Origin of the sequence: Nostoc sp. DedQUE09 (assembly GCF_034530915.1) — a bacterium.
In the GTDB taxonomy this organism is placed as follows: domain Bacteria; phylum Cyanobacteriota; class Cyanobacteriia; order Cyanobacteriales; family Nostocaceae; genus Nostoc.
The window spans coordinates 61,906-78,757 of record NZ_JAVRCE010000020.1 but is presented as its reverse complement, the minus strand read 5'-3'; the positions used below and the strand labels follow the sequence as shown (position 1 = coordinate 78,757).

Below are 16,852 nucleotides of genomic sequence, written 5' to 3'. Positions count from 1 at the left end.
TGTCCTTTGTTCTACCCTACGCCGCCCTTTCTTTGGGCATCTATCTATGTCCGTTGTCATTAGTCAGTTAGCGACCAATGGCTAATGACCAATGACCAATGACTAATGACTAATGACTACTTACAACAGCCCTTCCAATTTGCGACGAATTTTCTCTAATTCAGAATCAGACAATTCTGGTTCTTCTAGCGGCTGTTGATTGAGAGGGAAAGTGTCTTCAACAGTATCCTCCTTCTGGGCATCTTCTTGCCAGTCAGTTTTTTCGACGTTAAGTTCTGGGGGAGTTACAACTAAATTGCTGTTTTCTGGGATGATTTCCCATTCATATCCAGCACTTTCGCAAAATTCCTTGATTTCTTCAGCATCGATCGGCTCCGGTGTGGGCGCGGGGAAATCTTGAGCTTCTAACATTAGGGCAAAGCGTGTCGCATCGTCTTCTGACTCGAACATCAGAATTTTATTGCGATCGCCTTCCCGAATTGTGTGAATCCCCTCATTTTCCGTTCGAGCATTAAAAATTAACACAAAAACACGCATTGGTGTAATCATCTGTCCTTTTTAAGGTTTATTCATATTAAAGTTCGAGATTGTGCCTCAAGGAAAGTCACAGGAATAATTTTCACTCTATTCAGATTTTCCTGAAAACGCCAATATTATTAAGCATAAGTATTGGATCGATAAAATACCGTAACTCAACCAATGGGGTCTTGGGTTTAGTTGGCGTATCCTGGAAATGGCATACTGAACCAATGTGCCAGTTAATGCTTGTGTGTGCCAGCGACATCCGGCAATTAATACAGTGAAAGCAAATGACTAAATCTACCAATCAAGATATTCATTCCCCCTCCCTTATCCGCAAACGTTTGTGGTTGCTGGTGTTGAGCCGGGGTAGCATTGCCTTGAGTGGACTTTTGCTGTTAGGAGTTATCGTTGGTATTTGGCGGTTGTGGACTTTTGTCCAAACAGAGTTAACGCCGTTAGCACAACAAAGTCTAACTACTACACTCAACCGTCCGGTAAAACTGGGAAGAGTCACACAATTTTCGTTGACAGGTGTACAATTTGGGGCTTCAGCTATCCCAGCCACACCTACAGATGCAGATCGGGCCACAGTCGAATCTGTAGAGGTGGGTTTTGATCTGTTACAACTAATTTTTAATCGCCATTTAAAGCTAGATGTAACCTTAGTCAACCCAGATATTTACATTGACCAGGATGACCAAGGGCGTTGGGTTTCCACTACCATTGCGTCGTCAGGTGGAAGCAGTGCAATTAAAACCGATTTGGACTACCTGCGGTTTCGGAATGCCAAGCTGGCCTTGATGCCGGATGAGAGAGTAGAGGGAGATGAGGGGGTAGAGGGGCAGGGGGGCAGCACTTCGGCTACGCTCAGTGACCGGGGAGCAGGGGAGCAGGGGGGCAAGGGAGAAGACCCAAATTCTAACTCAGCACTGGCTCAACGCGCTGCTACTACTAACAATACTCAGCAATTGCCTGTGCTATTTTCTCAACTCAACGGATCTGCTCGACTTCTAGCAAATAACCAGTTGATCCGATTTGAAGTTGGGGGTCAAGCAGACAGTGGTGGCAATATTTCCATTCAGGGAGAGACACGTTCTAAGGTGCTAGCTGGGACTTTCCAGGTGCAAGCACAAGATTTTCTGGCTGAGAATATTACTCGGTTGATTAAATTACCAGTGAACTTACAAGCGGGTCGAGCCAATGGCGATTTGTTAGTTCGGTTGGCACCAGGACAGCAAACTTTATTGTTTGGTAACGCTACTGTGCAAGGGGTAACGCTACAAATACCCAAAGTCTCGCAACTGTTGAGCAATAGTCAAGGAAACCTCCACTTCCAAGGAACAGAGTTGCAGTTAAATAATGTGACTAGCAACTACGGCAAAATTCCTTTAGTGGCTACGGGAATCGTCGACACGAAAGCAGGCTTGAAGTTGGCAGCGCGTGTAAATGCGGTGAGTTTGGCGAATGCCCAAGAGACTCTTAAGGTAAAATTACCTGTACCGATCGCTGGACAAGTGCAAGCTTCTTTGCAGATTACCGGATCGACAAAAGAGCCAATACTCTCCGGCTCAGTTGCCACAATCCAAACTGCCAGAGTTGACAAAGTTGATTTTAATAGCATCAGTAGTAAGTTTGAGCTTGTTACTAGTTCTTCTTTAATTACCCTAAAAGATATTCAAGGTAAAGCTAAAGTTGGTGGTGAGATTACTGGCGCTGGTACAATTCAACTTGGTAAGAGTCCGCGACTGGATTTAAATTTCGCTGCCAAGAATGTTCCAGGAGATGCGATCGCCAAAGTCTACGAAGCAACGCCCACCTTTCAAATCGGCAATGTCTCTGGTACCGCTCAACTAACTGGCGCTCCTACCAATGTCCAAACTGTGGTACAGTTCCAAGCTCCTAATGGAACTTATCCCGGAACGGGCGAAGTTGCGATCGCTCCAAATCGCACTGTCTCTTTCCGTAATGTGGCTCTGAATATAAGTGGTGGTACAGTTCGGGCAACTGGTAGTTATTTTAATGAGCGTTGGCAAGCTCTGGCTGTTGCCTCTGGGGTAAAATTAGAACCCTTTGTAGACAAGAGTCAACTGCAAAATGTCTCCTTGGCTGGGGCACAATTCAATGGTCGTCTCATCCTCTCAGGCAGCACAGCACCATTTGAAATTGCCACAATTCGCAGTGATGGTGCAGGAGTTCAAATTGGTGGCGGCACAGTTGCAGTTTCTAATATCCAACTGCAAGACCAAAGTTTCTCGGCTCAACTTGTAGCTAATGGTGTGCGGTTGGGACAAATATTGAAACAGTCTCCCCCAGCTTTAGATAATCCTTTGGCGGGAACGTTCCAAATCGCAGGTAGCAGAGATGATTTCAGCCTGAAAACCTTCCGTGGCAGTGGTGAGGGTCGCCTTGCTATTGGCAAGGGTACGGTTACAGCCTCTAATATCCAAGTGGCAAATGGTGTATATCAGGCACAAGTTCAGGCTAAGAATGTGCCTGTGCAAAAGTTGGCAAAAGTACCAAAGCAGTTTCAAGGGGCGTTAACTGGTAAGTTCGATGTAGCGGGTTCTGTTGATTCTTTTAAACCACAAACTATTCAAGCCAGTGGTCAGGCGCGGATAAATGTTGGGCGTGGGACGATCGCAGCCTCTAATATCCAACTTGCTAATGGTGTATATCAGGCACAAGTTCAAGCAAATAATGTACCGGTGCAGCAGTTGGCAGCAGTACCACCGCAGTTTCGAGGGACGTTAACTGGTCAAGTAAACGTAGCGGGTTCTGTAGAGTCCTTGCAACCGCAAACTATCCAAGCCAACGGTCAAGCGCGGGTAAATGTTGCAGGTGGAACCATTACAGCCTCTAATATCCAAGTGGGTAATGGTGTATACCAGGCGCAAGTTGAGGCAACTAATGTACCGTTACAACAGTTAGCAGCAGTACCACCACAGTTTCGAGGGACGTTAACTGGTCAAGCAAACGTGGCGGGTTCTGTTGATTCTTTCCAACCGCAAACGATCCAAGCTAACGGTCAGGGACGGCTGGATGTTGCAGGTGGAACGATCGCAGCCTCTAATATCCAAGTAGCTAATGGTCGCTATCAAGCTGTCGTCGATGCTGCCGGTGTGGAATTAAATCGGCTCAATCAGCAATTACGAGGTCAGTTTGGCGGTCAATTGCAATTAGCCGGTACGCTCGGATCGTCCAAATTAGCTGATGTGCGTGCAGCTGGACAGGTGCAATTATCTCAAGGTATCCCTGGTTTAGAGCAACCCTTGACGGCTGCGATCGCTTGGAGTGGTGAAAGGCTGACCATTGAACGAGCAACTGCTCCCGGTTTAAGTGTGACTGGTAACATATTAGCCAATGCAAAACAAGCAGGGATACCGGAAATTACTGCCCTAAATCTCAATGTCCAAGCGCAGAATTACAACTTAAAACAGTTACCAATCAATCTTCCCAATCAAGTTGCTGTGGCGGGGAAAGTAGATTTTAATGGTCAAATCACTGGTAAGTTGCCCTTGCCAAATGTCGTAGGGCAAATCAACTTACGAGACTTGGTTGTGCAAGATATTGCTTTTGAGCCATTGTTAACTGGAAACATCGATTCAGTACAGGGACGCGGTTTGAGTTTAAACTTGGCAGGTAATAGCGATCGCCTATCTTTCAATTTAGATGCCAATAATCGCCCGAAATCTTTCTTAGTCAAGTGGCAGCAAGCATCAGCTACAGGTAACGTTCAAGGAAATGATTGGGCACTGAAACTGGCAAATTTCCCCTTACAAATATTGAATTTGACTCCGCCACCGATTACTCGCCTGGGTGCTGGTAAGATAGCTGGATTGTTAACTGGGGATTTGCTGTTTAATCAGCAGACATTTGCCGCTACGGGAAATTTAGCGATCGCAAATCCCCAAATTGGCCGGGTTAAAGGCGATCGTTTAGCTGCTCAATTCCGCTACGGTAACGGTAAAGCCACACTCACTAGTAGCGAATTTGTTAAAGGAAAAAGTAGCTACACCGTTGTCGGTACTGTGGCTCAAAGCCCTAAAGGGCCTCAATTACAAGGCAAACTGAACATCAAGCAGGGTGAGATCCAAGATGTTCTGGCTGTAGCACGAGTATTTGATTTACAAAATTTGCCAGGTGGTTCGCCAGAAATTTACGGCACCGCAGCGGATCTGGCTACCAAACCCCAAGGAACGCCAAATGAACCCTTATTAACCCAAATCCAACGGTTTTCTGAAATTGAAGCTTTGGTGGCAGAACAGGAAGAACAGCGACTTAATTCCACTCCAATACCAGATTTAGCAGACTTAAAGGGGACTTTCAATGGAGAAGTGGCTGTAAATACAGCTACAGCCAATGGATTATCAGTGGATTTTAATTTGAATGGACAAGACTTTGCCTGGGGTAAAAAGGAAGAACGAAATCGTTTTTATACTGCCGAAAAAGTGATTGCCGAAGGCAACTTTGAGAACGGTGTTTTAAGTTTGCGACCATTACGAATTGAATCTCAAAACAGACTGATTGCATTTACGGGTAACGTTGGTGGTGATGAACAATCTGGTCAGCTGCGGGTGAATAATTTTCCCGTACAACTATTGAATAATGTTGTCAAATTACCAGTTGGAATCACAGGTAATCTTAACGGTACAGCAGCTTTAGCAGGCAGCATTGCTAATCCCCAAGCTAGAGGGGAATTGCAAATCACAGAAGGAGTACTCAATCAGAGCAAAATAGAGTCAGCAACAGCAAGTTTCAGCTATGCCAATGGACGCTTAAACTTTGGTAGTAGTGTAGCAGTTGCTGGACCAAAACCTGTTGATATTACTGGCAGCATCCCTTATAAATTGCCTTTTGCTTCCGTCGCACCAGATAGCGATCAAATCAGTTTGGATATGAAATTGGAAAACGAGGGATTAGGGCTGTTAAACGCATTGACTAATCAAGTGGTATTTGAGAAAGGTGAAGGAGAAGTAGACCTCAAGGTACGAGGAACACTGAAAAAACCTGAAGTAAATGGAATTGCTACTGTTAATAATGCTACTTTTTCAGCCCAGGCTTTGCCACGTAAGCTGAGAGGTGTCACAGGTAGAGTGCTGTTTAATTTTGACAGTATCTTAGTAGAAAATCTTCAAGGTAGATTTAGCCGTGGGACGGTACAAGCTGCTGGTGAAATTCCCATCTTCAACAATGAGAACGTAACTATCAAAAATCCCCTGACTGTTAATCTCGATCAGTTAGCGTTGAATCTCAAGGGACTTTACCAAGGAGGCGCTAGTGGCAATTTGCAAATTACTGGTTCTGCCCTTAATCCCATAATTGGCGGTAGAGTAAATTTATTTGATGGTAAAGTATTGCTGGCAGAATCTACCGCCGCCACGACATCTGAAAATGGTAGTATTGGCGTATCGCCCACAAAAGATAATAAGCAGAGCAAATCTGAAATTGGGAATGGGGTAGGAAATGCGATCGCCAGATTTAATAATTTAGATTTGGAACTAGGTAAAAACGTCCAAATTACCCGTGACCCTATTCTCAACTTCCGCGCCAGCGGTAATCTCATAGTTAACGGCTTAATCAATCAGCCGATACCCGATGGTACTATTCAGTTAGAAAAAGGAGGAGTAAATTTATTTACTACCCAATTTAACCTTGCTCGTGGCTATAAACACACTGCAACCTTTAGTCCTTCTCAACCCCGCGACCCCAACTTAGATATTCGGCTATTTGCCAAAGTACTAGATGTAACTCAAAGTAATGACTTCAGCCGGGTAAATTCTACAGGTTTATCAGCGTTAGAGAGTGTTCGAGTCGAAGCCACTATCAACGGTTTAGCTAGCAAACTAAATGAAAATCTAGAATTAACAAGTAGTCCGTCACGTAGTCAAACCGAAATTGTTGCTCTTTTAGGAGGTGGATTTGTAGACACCCAAGGACGTGCAGACAGTACTTTAGGTCTGATTAACATCGCAGGTTCGGCTGTGTTTAACAATTTTCAATCAGCTTTTAACCAAATTGGGAGTACCTTTGGCTTAAGCGAACTGCGGATATTTCCTACCGTTATTTCTGAAAATCCCGAAGCTGGAAGAAGCAATTCCACTTTAGAATTAGCAGCAGAGGCTGGGGTTGACATTTCTTCCAAAATATCCGTTTCCAGTATTAAAATTTTGACAACAAACGATCCCTTTCAATGGGGTATTAATTACCGGATAAATAATGAATTTCGTGTGCGTGCCTCCACTAACTTAACCGATGACAGTCGTGCTGTAGTGGAATATCAAAAGCGGTTTTAAAGAAATCTCTTCAATTACAAATTACTTCCTGTTCCCTCTTCTCCTTGCTTTTCAATAGCTTGTCGTACCTGTTTAACATCTAACTCTAATGCTTCAGCAATTTGCTCTATACTTAAACCCAACTTAAGTAGACGGGGTATAGTATCGAGCTTTGTTTCTTTGCGAACCTCTTCTTTTACTTCCTGCTTTGTTTCTTCCTTTACTTCTTGGTAAAATTTAGTTTTTCTCCAATCGGTTAATCCAAACATTGCTTCTAACTCCTGCTGACTTTTGTTTACAAATTTGTAGATAAGCATTCTCTCTACTAATTCTAAAAGATTGTTACGGTTAGCTTCATCCGTTTGTTGTACTTGTTTTATCAAGTTTTTCGCTTGCTGTACGGCTTGATCTTCTGCTGCAACTACTAACTTAATTATGCCTAGCCCAATTGAAGATGATGGTACATTATCTAATTCGTCTAAATAAATTATACGAATTTGCTGTGGAGCTAATGATGTTTGATAAATGAATGGTATGCCTGGGTCGAGACTACGTTGAGCAAAAAGTAATACTGCTTGCCAGCGACGTTGAGGTTTATATTGATTGATATAGAGGAAAGCTTCTGTGATTATTCGCCAGTAAATATCATCATCGCGCTGAAACTGTACCTCAACAAAATAGATTGTATCTTCTGGAAATTCAGGTTTGGGTAAGAATAAGCCATCGATACGACGTGCTAGTTCTTTGATTTCTACTGAGGTAAATTGCTAGTTTAATGCTAAAGCTTGCGATTGTTCCAAAAGTTCAAATAATACACCTGGAAGAGTTTGGAATAAGGTGTAAAAAATCGTGTCTGTTTTCATGCACTCTCGATATTTAAATATTTTTAGATTATCGAGGTTGAGGAAAGATAATTTGTTCTAAATTTATTAAATTGTGATATCATCACCTTGCTGATTAATAGCTAATCGCAAAATTGACAATCCTAAAATTATTAAAAATAGCACTAGACCGATCGTGCAAGCATAGCTAATTTCTAAGTTATTGAAGGCTTGCTCATATAAATAATAAACAATCGTTTTTGAGCTACTGAGTGGGCCTCCTTGAGTCATAATGTAGACTTCTTCAAAGACTTTGGTCGCAGAAATAGCCGAAATTACTGCCACTAGGGCTAGATATGGCTTCATTAAAGGTATGGTAATATCCCAATGTTTACTGATACCATCAGAGCCATCAATAGCTGCGGCTTCGTACACATCAGCAGGAATTGATTGCAACCCCGCTAAATAAATCACCATGTAGTAGCCTAATCCTTTCCACACGGTGACAGCCATGACGCTGGCAAGAGAAATTGGTACAATGCCAAAAATTTTTGCTGGGCTAGTTAGCCAAGGAATACCTTCTGGAAAAAGACCTAAAGCTTTAAATAACTGATTCAGTAATCCATTTTCTGCATACAGCCATTTCCAAGCTATTCCCGCAACCACCATTGAAATTACCACTGGAGTGTAGTACGCTGCTCTAAACCAATTCATTCCCCGCAGTTTCTGATTTACCAAAATTGCCAGTACTAAGGGAGCGATTACTAAAATTGGTACTACACCTACAAGATATAAAAAAGTGTTCTCCAAGGTTTTCCAAAAAACTGCATCCTTCCAAAGCTTGAGAAAGTTGGCGAAACCTATCCATAGTGGCGGCTGGGCAATGTCTTCATAGCTGGTAAAGCTGAGGTAAAAAGCTTGCAATGCAGGCCAAAAGACAGTTAAGCCTAAAAGAACTAAGGCGGGTAGTAAGAACAAATAAGGGGTAAGCCGCTGTTTGATGAACATCCAATTTTTAGGTATCAATTGATTCATAAGAAGTTTAATAGTTGTTTTTGCTTTGTTAAAACAAGAATTTGGAGATGTGAGTAGATTTAAGCTTCAATATTTTAAGGGCATTATTTGCTTGTGTAAGCATTGGCGTAGCCTCTCGTAGAGAAGTTCGTCGTAGACATCGCTAATTAATAACTTGGAGATCAATTGCAATGGAAACTCAGCATAATCCGCCAATTGAACATCAAAATGTCCCCATAAACCACCGTGGACTGCATGATTTTTTGTATAGTTCTGACAACGAACACGCCGCTATTGAGGTGAGTATAACTCCTGAACTGGCAAATAATGGTACTGAAATCATTGAGTTTGAGGGTTGGAGTGTAGCTGCTCAGAACGCTAAAATTGCCGGAGTTTACGCAGTATTAAATGCTCAACGTCGCACGCAGTACATTGGCTATTCTCGAAATGTGTTGCTTTCCCTAAACAGCCATCTTCGCCAAAATGGCAGGCAAAAGTGTGCTTTTGTACGTGTGCAAGCATTCAAGTTTCCCAAACGCCAAGAAATGGAAGATTTGCGAGATGCGTGGATAGCAGAACTCGAAAGTACGCCACCTGGTAATGCAACTGAAAGCGGAATGTGGGCTAGTACGGTAGGTGAAGCAACTAAGGCGGTAATGTCAGAAGCCCAACTTCAAGCCTACGAGGAGAAAAAGCTAAAACTGCGGAAAGCAATGGCTGATACAACCCTTTCTAAAGAGTTAGAAACAATGGATGCGAGTGAAGCTGAACGTCAGCGTCAACTTGAAGCTGCTGTGAAAAACGATGACTGGAGTGTAATTATTGACGCACAGACACAGGAAACCAAATATTGATTTTTGTCTGCTTGAGTGCGCTATCTGACTTTTTGAGTAAGTGGCATGAAAGTTCTGTGAAAGATGAGAGTTAAGATTTTAAAACGCAGAGGGGGCTGAGGGAAGCGCAAAGGTTCGCAGAGGAGTGAATTCTTTGCGTTCCTCTGCGTTAAAAAAGGATATATATGACGACAAAATTAGATGCTCTAATTAATTCTCTAGAAGCAAGGTTCTTCAATTCCAAACTCAAAATTAGCAAACTACAGAAACACGTATCAGAAATTTCTCTGTATATTTGTGTAACCTACCTCTAAAAAGCTAGTTGCTGGGCGTTTATAATTTGTGGTTTGATTTTAACAGCCGTGGGGATAACCCAAAATCCAACATTCCAATAATCGCCCATGATTGAAATTGACGGTTCCTACGGAGAGGGAGGCGGACAAGTTCTTCGCACTTCCTTAAGCCTAGCCGCCATTACCGGCGAACCCATACGAATTACAGGCATTCGCGCTGGACGCAAAAAGCCAGGATTAGCAGCACAACACTTAACAGCAGTTCGGGCGGCGGCGAGAATTTGTAATGCCCAACTACGGGGTGATGCTTTAGGTTCAATGCTGCTGGAATTTATCCCAGGTAGTGCGGTGCAAGCTGGAATTTATACCTTTGATGTTAGTAAAGCACAACAAGGGGGTTCTGCGGGTGCGATCGCTTTAGTTTTACAGACAATTCTTTTACCTTTGGCATTAGCATCTGGCAATTCTCTGGTGACACTAAAGGGTGGAACTCATGTGAACTTTAGCCCGACAGCGACGTACATTGAGCAAGTGTATCTACCCATACTGCAACGCATGGGTGTAGAAGCCCAAGTCAAGTTAGGCGCTTGGGGGTGGTATCCCCAAGGTGGGGGAGAGGTAGAGTTACAAGTAGATGGCGGTGGTAAACTCGGTGGGATCGACTTGCTGGAACGGGGCGATTTACAACAGGTGCGAGGACTAGCAGTGGTGACAGAATTGCCTTCCCATATTCCGCAACGGATGGCGAATCGTGCGGAGAATTTATTACGGGAAGCCCATTTAAAGGTTACTGTACAGACTTTGCGAGAAAGAGGTGTGGCACCTGGGGCAGGTATTTTCTTAACTGCTGAGTATAAAAACAGCTTAACTGGCTTTGGTGGATTTGGGCGTTTGCGGTTGTCGGCGGAAACAGTTGCAGAGATTGCTTGTCAGCAACTGCTTGAGTTTCATTACACAGGCGCACCAGTGGATGAACATTTAGCAGATCAGTTATTATTGCCAGCTGCTTTAGCTTCACAAGAAAGTCAGTATCGAGTGGCTGAGGTGAGTAGGCATTTGACGACAAATGCAGCAGTTATTGAACAGTTTGGGCTGGCGGAGATTAGAGTAGATGAAGCTGAGAAAATCGTGTCAGTTATTCCTATAATTAGTGGATAAGATTAAAGACTAAACACTTTCTTAAGAGCCTTGATTTTTGTAGTATCAATGCCACATTCAAGTTTTGAGATAGGATTTAAGCTTTTCCATTTGCCTTTACTAGCACTGAATATAACATCAGATGATTTTTCTAGATCAATTGCTTCAAAACCATCTATTTGGAATTTTGATAAATAACTCAAACGAGTAAACACTTCATCTCTTGATGCAGATTTAATACTCACAATTTTTGGTGGTGGTAAAGGCTCTGGCTCTGGTGATGGTGAGAAAAAGAATACTTTGGCAAGAGTATCCAACTTTTTACCTTTAGTAATTCCACATTTCAAGGTAAGAATAGGGTTAAAGTTAAACCAAGTTTTGCGATTAGATTCTGCAATTCGGTTTGTGGCAACAATAGGATCTACGCCTTTTAATGCACTACTTGGTTCTGATATTAAGTATCTGAGTGCAGCTAGAATAGTATCTCGTGATGCTGTATTCAAATTTACTTTAGGTAAAACTTCTCTAGCTAAAATTTTTGCCTGCTCAATACTTTGAGAATTTGGTGAAATGACTATACACCAGACTCGCTCTAACTTAGCTTGTTGAGCAACTATATAAATAAAGTGGTTACTAATAACTTGATATTGATAATCACCAATTTCTTTAACAATAATAGGAATCCAATTTCGCCCATCAGCTTGTAAGATAGACTCTGCTGCTGCTTTGATGATAAATTCCGATTCCGAAAACTGCTCTCCAGATTCAATATCAGTCAACTTCAGATGCATTAGTTTGCCAATATTATCAAAATCACTCATAAAATAAAGTACTCCTTAGCTAGACCACGATAATATTCAGCAGCTGTAGAATTTTTGAAAGCTGCTGGGATTCGAGAAAATGCAGCATTTGCTACAATCGCATAGCTTGGCAGACTATATATAGTTTTGTCAATGTTAGCTCTTGTAGTCTTTGGCCAAAAGTAAGGAAGTAAATTAAACTTAGATACTTGCATTTCTCTTGTAATAATGGCTTCAATTTCCTGAGTTGCTGTTTTAAGTTGAGGAGGAGTGATACTTTCACCATTAAAAAATATAGGTAAGGCGATTGGGCCACCATCTCGTCTAGCTGCCTTAACTTTTGGTACTAACTCTTTAATTACTTTAGCTGCATTATCTAGAGATGCTAAATTATTGTGTTTGGTAGGTATTAAAACCACATCACAGGCGTAAAGACTACTTTGACTAAAAAACATCCAATTTGTTGGACAGTCAATAAATATATAATCATATTCATACACAAAAGCTTTTAGAGCATCTTTTAACCTAGCAGACCCCTTTTCAATTCTTGTAGCTAAGTCTTGCTCTGTCAAATTTTCCAGTTTGGGATCTGCGGGAATAACGTCAAATTGTAATGATTTTCCAGATTTAAATTTGACTGTAAATGGTTGAACTGTATCGTGAATGTTTAAATATCTATCGGATAGACAATCATATAAACTAATTTTTCTTACTTGTAGACCAAGAGATTTAGTTAAATCTCCTTGCTGTGGATCAAAGTCAATTACTAACACTCGCTTTCCTTGTTGTACAAGAGTAGCTGCTAGATTAACAGTTGTTGTAGTTTTTCCCACACCTCCTTTGTTGTTGTAAACACAAATAGTTAAAGCTTTGGGCGGATTGTGAATTAAATCTTTTAAATTGGAAACAATAGCATTAATATTATCTTTTTTAATTAAAATACTTTGAGTTGCAGGAAATACAACTTTTCCATGTCGCCGAAATAGCTGAATATGAACTGAATTAGTAATAAGACCCCATTGAGATTTGTTGCACTTAGAAGCAAGTAAATATCTTTTTATTTGCTCTCTAGTATTTATGTATTGAGGTGTGTCTTCTGATAAATTAAATTTTGCTCCTGCTCCTGTTGCTGGTGCTTTGACTTCAATCAGTAAATAGGGATTGACTCTAGACAATGCAAAAATATCACTGTCAACATTCTTACGCGCAGCAAAATCTACTGTCCCATTCCCCGTAGTAAATTCTGAAAAATGCTCTTGCTGATTAAATCCAAGTGCTTTTATTAGAGGTCTGACAAAAATATCACTGATGTATGCCTCACTACTTTCATCAGGCAAAATATTGTCTAAAATGTGGTTCCAGTCTGTAAGTAGCATTGCTTAATAAGCAAACGGGAACAATGACAAAACCGTTTGTTTGATTAATTGAATCAAATTTGCCACTTAATCAACCTCAGTATTTATAACTAATTGAATTGATTGCTATATTAAAGCTTGTCCCTAAAAGCGATCGCTAGCAAAAGAAAGATTAAGCATAAGTCAATATACTAGGTTAAGGAAAATACATTGCAGCACTAACATTTTGCCTATATCCCCGATGACAAAATTACGCATGGGTGTATAGCAACATAGAAAATTGCCTCATTTCTAAGAGTTGAAATGAAGCAAAGGAGCTTATACAAGTGAAGACAGAAAACTTTTGATACTTTATCTAGTACATTGCAAGTAGGGTTAAAACTGAGTTCCGTTGTTCTTGATACTTACTATTTAATTAAATATCGAACATAGCCTTTGAATTTACCTCTGCTAAAGGCATATATTTAGGTTAAGTTAGTTTGCGATCGCAAATACAAGGGACTGGGCATGGGGCATCGGGGATTAGACACAGAGATATTTGTTGTTGACTGTGTCTATGCCCAATCGGGTATAGGACTTTTTTTTGCATTTAGTAAATTATGCTCTAGGATAAACCTCTGAGCTTTGTCGATGAACGTTTAAACTTTCTGGACGAACGTTTGAACTTTCTGGACAAACGTTTGAGATTTGTCGATAGACCTAATTTTTGCCAATGGGATCGTGCATGGAGTGTTCAGCAAAATAGAAATTTGCCCTATTCCCAACACTGTAAATAAGGCAAAGGAGTTCTTATAAGGGGAGATAGAAAACTTTTGAGAAGTATAGCAGCGTAAATAATTAAAGGTTTGTAGTGATGATTTTAGCCCTCTTTACGAGACGCTACGCGAACAAATGAGGGCTGAAACACTTACTATAAAATAATCTTCAGTTTTTTTATATTACTTAATATAGTTTTATTTATTCTTGCTGACTTACTTAGTTTATCTAGGAGCATTTGCAATTGAATCCATAAAGCTGCATTTATTGCAACAATAAGCAACTGACAAATGTACTAGGCGACTGCAAGTATCGTTCGAGAATAAGTTCAGCCGTTCTTAATATTTACTACTGACTTAATATAATTCGATAGCATTGAAGTAGCTGTTAAAAAACATGGTAATAAATTTATTAGGAACATATATAGAATTGGAACAAAACCATGATTGATGAACAAGAAATAGAAAAATTGTGGCAGGCTTTCAAAGTATTAGACGTAGACGGCAACGGAGCGATCTCAACTGAGGAGCTAGGGGAGGTAATGCGATCGCTAGGGCAAAATCCCACGGAAGCGGGGCTGCGGGACTTGATTAAGGAGATTGACGTTGACTTGTCAGGCACTATCGATTTTGAAGAATTTAAAACGCTGATGATTGCGAAAGTAGGCGATCGCCAAAGCCGCCTTAAGTTAGCCTTCAGTGCCTTTGATGAGGACGGTAGCGGTGAAATTACTGCCGTTGAACTGCGGACAGTGATGACTCAGTTTGGGCTGACAGACGCTGAGTTGAAAGAGATGTTGCAGGAAGTAGATCATGATGGCGATGGCTCAATTGACTTTGAGGAATTCTGTCAGCTAGTACCGGAGGAGTCAAGCAAAACTGGTTATCAAGACTCACCAATTTCTCTAAATAGTTCGCTCAAGACAGTTGCTACTTCCAATGAGGCCGCAGCAGCTAGCACCCAGCCGACGCCAGAAGCAACGACTCCAGAGTTGGCACAGCTAAGAGAACAGTTAGCGCAACAACCAAACTCACCTAATCAGAAAAAAAGCGGTACGTCTCCCTTACAAATGCAGATTGGTTTGTTTCGTTTGATTCAAGGAGCAGCCTACCGCAGTTTCCGTGAGAGTTTCTCTGCAAATCACGAAACTCACTTGCGGGTGAAAAACTTGCCATACAGAATTACTGATTTTGTGGAGTTTGTTAAACAGGCGATCGCACTGTACAAAGCATTAGGTATAGTATCCGAGGATTGCTACCCTGTCCTGGATGCAGTGGTTGAATCAATTGCCGATGAATATGCCCGATTGCAGGAGCGGATCAAAAACTGGCAAACAGTGGCAAAAACACCAGAAATGTTGGCAGAACAGCAAGCGATTTTAGAAGCACGGAGTAAATTTGCCAATGTCAAAGAAAAGTTTGCTGCTGGAGTCGAGTTTGCAATTACGATCAAAAAGAAAAGTCTCAGCTTGGGTGACATCGTAGAAGGTGTGCTAGCCATTAACGAACTCAATCGTCTCAGGGGAATAGAACTGAACGAAGAAATGGCTCCACCACCAACTAAATCTCAGGCAAATCCAAAAGACTATTTGCACAAGTGGAACCGCGTCATTATCTCCCAGGCAACCGAGGAAATAGATGGTGCAATCATGCCAGTAGCATACTGGTATGAGGACTTTATGCCAAAGTTGTTAGCAGCGTTTAGTATTTCTACCACAGCAGATATCCAAAGTAACACCGTACCCGACGAGACGGCTTTGGATGAATGGTATCAGTGTACAAAAAACTCAGGAGAATTTAACCGTTATGGGGCAGATGTTGCCGAAAATTTTCCCCATTGCACTCCCAAACAGAAATTGAGCCTCAAACAAGCATGGCGGTTAACGCATCACTACCTAAATGGAGTACAGAAACGCCGCGAACGCTTAGAGTTTGGGCGAGAATCAGGTGCGCTATCGCAGTATGTAGCATTCATTGATGTCTATTTAGATCGGACTGAGGTGAAGGATTCGCAAATGCGAGTCAGCTTCCCCTACTACATCGGCCCAGCAGTGTGGCGCTTCTTCCATACCACAGCTGAGATTGTGTGTACAAAGACTGATGTACAGCAAAAAGCCGCAGTAGCAATCTTCAAAGATTTCTTCCAGCTGTTTGCCACAATGTACCCCTGTCCTTACTGCCGCCACCACCTGAATATGTACGTTGTGCAAAATAAGGAAGTGGATATGTATCCTGTAGAGTACCTTATACTTGGGCGCGATCCCAACCTGACTGACTTTGAAGTGTCAATGCAGGCAAAGCTATCCACCGTGGTCGATGGTTCCTCCCTGCGGTTATTCTTCTGGAAACTGCATAACACCGTTTCCTCTTCCATTGCGCGATCGGAAGAATGGTATCACAAGGATGAGAAAGCGTTCTACACCACCCGTTTTTGGCCCAGCCTTGACTCTGAGTTAGCAAGAGCCAATGCACTCAAATATACCAGCATAGAAACTGCTCGGATCTATAACATCTACGGAATTCTCAAGCCATTGGCACGGCTGACAGGGGTAAAAACAGAATTGCCAAAGCTGCTGGAGAAGGGCGATGCGAATAACCTCAAGGAAGCGTGTATAGTTGCACAGAACCACATCAAAGATTTAGAGGAAGCTGTCATTAGCGGACAGTTTCTCCAAGAAACATACTACTTTGAACCTAGCCTTGTCGATAAACCCCCACTCTTCACCCCTGAAGAAGAAGAGTTTGCCCGAACTGGTATGTTTACAGAAACGATTTAAATACTTAGGAATGCTTTAATTCCCCCTCTTTCAAAGTTGCATCGGTAGGGGAATTAAAGCGCGACCCATTAAAACCCATCTGCTTGACCTACAGCCTGCCAAATGCTTGTGGCTAGCGACGCCGTTGCAACATTATGGATTGTCTAATGAGAATCGCCCTTGGTAGCTAGCTTGAAATATCGATGATATAAAGGAGACAATAAAAATAGCCAAAGTAGAAGCTTGCCCCGAAAAGGCAATTTCAATGCTTTGAAAAGTCACAGCAGTGTTGGT

The 16,852-nt window shown here is 41.9% G+C and carries 8 protein-coding genes and 1 pseudogene; 4 read left to right on the top strand and 5 right to left on the bottom strand.

The window, feature by feature from the left end:
* Positions 1-120: 120 nt before the first annotated feature.
* On the bottom strand, positions 121-549 hold the full coding sequence (locus RMY27_RS15225; protein ID WP_292737701.1) for a DUF3110 domain-containing protein: 429 nt from the start codon (positions 547-549) through the stop codon (positions 121-123).
* A gap of 260 nt (positions 550-809) precedes the next feature.
* On the opposite strand from RMY27_RS15225, the gene RMY27_RS15220 reads away from it, so the two are divergent.
* On the top strand, positions 810-6,815 hold the full coding sequence (locus RMY27_RS15220) for a translocation/assembly module TamB domain-containing protein (RefSeq protein WP_322664521.1): 6,006 nt from the start codon (positions 810-812) through the stop codon (positions 6,813-6,815).
* Positions 6,816-6,829: 14 nt separating this feature from the next.
* On the opposite strand, the pseudogene RMY27_RS15215 reads toward RMY27_RS15220, so the two are convergent.
* Positions 6,830-7,657: pseudogene (locus RMY27_RS15215) on the bottom strand (Rpn family recombination-promoting nuclease/putative transposase).
* 66 nt (positions 7,658-7,723) lie between these two features.
* Entirely contained in the window at positions 7,724-8,650 is a 927-nt protein-coding gene (locus RMY27_RS15210; RefSeq protein ID WP_322664519.1) for a sugar ABC transporter permease, read from the bottom strand.
* Between the two features lie 170 nt (positions 8,651-8,820).
* On the opposite strand from RMY27_RS15210, the gene RMY27_RS15205 reads away from it, so the two are divergent.
* On the top strand, positions 8,821-9,483 hold the full coding sequence (locus RMY27_RS15205) for a GIY-YIG nuclease family protein (protein ID WP_322664518.1): 663 nt from the start codon (positions 8,821-8,823) through the stop codon (positions 9,481-9,483).
* Positions 9,484-9,863: 380 nt separating this feature from the next.
* The gene (gene rtcA / locus RMY27_RS15200) at positions 9,864-10,913 is read left to right on the top strand and encodes an RNA 3'-terminal phosphate cyclase (protein WP_322664517.1); all 1,050 of its coding nucleotides are present in this window, start codon (positions 9,864-9,866) and stop codon (positions 10,911-10,913) included.
* 2 nt (positions 10,914-10,915) lie between these two features.
* Here rtcA and RMY27_RS15195 read toward each other — a convergent pair whose 3' ends face one another.
* The gene (locus tag RMY27_RS15195; protein WP_322664515.1) at positions 10,916-11,713 is read right to left on the bottom strand and encodes a Rho termination factor; all 798 of its coding nucleotides are present in this window, start codon (positions 11,711-11,713) and stop codon (positions 10,916-10,918) included.
* Positions 11,710-13,068 (bottom strand): AAA family ATPase, encoded by a 1,359-nt coding sequence (locus RMY27_RS15190; RefSeq protein ID WP_322664513.1) that lies wholly within the window; start codon positions 13,066-13,068, stop codon positions 11,710-11,712. The genes RMY27_RS15195 and RMY27_RS15190 overlap by 4 nt, the downstream gene beginning before the upstream one ends.
* Positions 13,069-14,245: 1,177 nt before the next feature.
* Between RMY27_RS15190 and RMY27_RS15185 the strand changes: the two genes are divergently transcribed.
* Positions 14,246-16,579 (top strand): EF-hand domain-containing protein, encoded by a 2,334-nt coding sequence (locus tag RMY27_RS15185; protein WP_322664511.1) that lies wholly within the window; start codon positions 14,246-14,248, stop codon positions 16,577-16,579.
* Positions 16,580-16,852 lie beyond the last annotated feature (273 nt).

What these genes read in the sequence shown, in the direction of transcription:
- RMY27_RS15225 (WP_292737701.1), bottom strand. Translation starts at nt 549, where the DNA reads ATGATTACACCAATGCGTGTTTTTGTGTTAATTTTTAATGCTCGAACG.
- RMY27_RS15220 (WP_322664521.1), top strand. Translation starts at nt 810, where the DNA reads ATGACTAAATCTACCAATCAAGATATTCATTCCCCCTCCCTTATCCGC.
- RMY27_RS15210 (WP_322664519.1), bottom strand. Translation starts at nt 8,650, where the DNA reads ATGAATCAATTGATACCTAAAAATTGGATGTTCATCAAACAGCGGCTT.
- RMY27_RS15205 (WP_322664518.1), top strand. Translation starts at nt 8,821, where the DNA reads ATGGAAACTCAGCATAATCCGCCAATTGAACATCAAAATGTCCCCATA.
- rtcA (WP_322664517.1), top strand. Translation starts at nt 9,864, where the DNA reads ATGATTGAAATTGACGGTTCCTACGGAGAGGGAGGCGGACAAGTTCTT.
- RMY27_RS15195 (WP_322664515.1), bottom strand. Translation starts at nt 11,713, where the DNA reads ATGAGTGATTTTGATAATATTGGCAAACTAATGCATCTGAAGTTGACT.
- RMY27_RS15190 (WP_322664513.1), bottom strand. Translation starts at nt 13,068, where the DNA reads ATGCTACTTACAGACTGGAACCACATTTTAGACAATATTTTGCCTGAT.
- RMY27_RS15185 (WP_322664511.1), top strand. Translation starts at nt 14,246, where the DNA reads ATGATTGATGAACAAGAAATAGAAAAATTGTGGCAGGCTTTCAAAGTA.